Below are 1,464 nucleotides of genomic sequence, written 5' to 3' on the forward strand. Positions count from 1 at the left end.
ACTTTATACAAGTAAGCATCTTTCTTTGGCAAACTTTCTGTTCTAATTATAAAATCAACATCATTATAATCAGCATGATTTTGCATATAAAAAACCCCTTTTGTATTTATTCCATTTTCCTTCAACAACTTTAAGAAATCAAAAGAATCCATCCAATTCTTTCGTGGTCCAAAATCTACATAAAAATTTTCCCCACTTCTTACTTCTTCCTTATTAAATATTCCATTTTTTCCAATATACTCATAATTAAGATTATTATGCCCCGTTCTAACAAGTAATGCACTTGCTTGTCCCTTTTCGTCCAATCTAGCCAATCTTAATTTTTTAGGACAAATATATAAAAGAGGTTCTTCTATATTATCCACTAAATAATTACTGATTAATTCCTTATCATTTACTATCTTTTTTTTATCAATATCATAAGTCTGTAACTTAATGCTTGTTAATTTAGAAGCAAAGTTATCCCCATAATCTTCCACTTCATATTCTATTTTTTTCTTTCTATAACCATCTTTTTTTGCAAAAAAATGGGTTTATTATATGTAAAAGAAATTTGTGTAAACATATTCGAAGATCTTCTTTGAATGTAATCAAAGAAACTCATGTCAAACCATTTTCTATAACTTGACCACTTATCCGATACTACAAAACACTTTTGATAATCATCTAATTCCTTTTTCTGATTATTAGTTATATCACTTACAATACATACACTATCATCTGGTGTTGTACTTCTCTCAACTAAATCTAACTTATTTAGATTTGGCTTAAATGAATTTTTTTCATCAGTTTTTGTATAGATTATTTTATCCATCATATATCTTGCATATTTCTGGTGATCATTTAAATATTTAACTCCAAATAGTAACATTAACACTATTGCTGCAAGATACACTTTTGCATTAGTGCTTAGTTTTAGTTTTCTTTTCATAGCTGGTCTCCTTTATTCATGTGTTTTTCTTCAGCAAAATCAATCTTCTCTGAATTTGAAATTCAAATGCACTATATTAAGTTTGAATAACAATGACCAACACCAACAGTTGGTGGTTTTCTTTTTGCGAAAATATACATCAAAAAAACAGTCCTTACCAACAAGATTACTTGGTCATTAACATATTATTTAACTGCATGATATATATATATCACCTATATAATGTTTAGTAAGATTCTCCATCACTTCTAATTCCTCTTCTGGTAAATTATTATAGTATTCCTCTAAGCTTTTTGCTTTTACAACCTTTATTATATGTTTTTGTCGATCAATTTTCTCCCCCCATATGTTTTTTTTGTCCATCACTTCTAATTCCTCTTCTGGTAAATTATTATAGTATTCCTCTAAGCTTTTTGCTTTTACAACTTTTTTTAAATTATTCGATATCTTTTTAGAAAATTCAATTCCATCTCCATAACTTATTTTTTGTCCTTCTGGTAAGAAGTAACTTGCTAACTCATCTGAACTTTTTA

3 protein-coding genes are annotated in these 1,464 nt (G+C 27.5%); all 3 read right to left on the reverse strand.

All coding sequences use genetic code 11. The features are described from left to right. A partial coding sequence (locus BMY79_RS11525; RefSeq protein ID WP_143065861.1) for a hypothetical protein occupies positions 1 to 479 on the reverse strand: 479 nt, incomplete at its 3' end. Between the two features lie 8 nt (positions 480 to 487). Beyond that, positions 488 to 931, reverse strand: a complete 444-nt coding sequence (locus tag BMY79_RS11530; RefSeq protein ID WP_074731016.1) for a hypothetical protein — start codon at positions 929 to 931, stop codon at positions 488 to 490. 189 nt (positions 932 to 1,120) lie between these two features. Continuing rightward, positions 1,121 to 1,464 (reverse strand): hypothetical protein (locus BMY79_RS12325; RefSeq protein ID WP_207645462.1); only part of this gene is annotated, 344 nt, incomplete at its 5' end.

The sequence above is a fragment of the Lachnobacterium bovis genome, from assembly GCF_900111325.1.
GTDB lineage: Bacteria > Bacillota > Clostridia > Lachnospirales > Lachnospiraceae > Roseburia > Roseburia bovis_A.

Bases quoted from the DNA above. Each gene is read 5' to 3' on its own strand.
- BMY79_RS11530 (WP_074731016.1), bottom strand. From the start codon at position 931: ATGAAAAGAAAACTAAAACTAAGCACTAATGCAAAAGTGTATCTTGCA.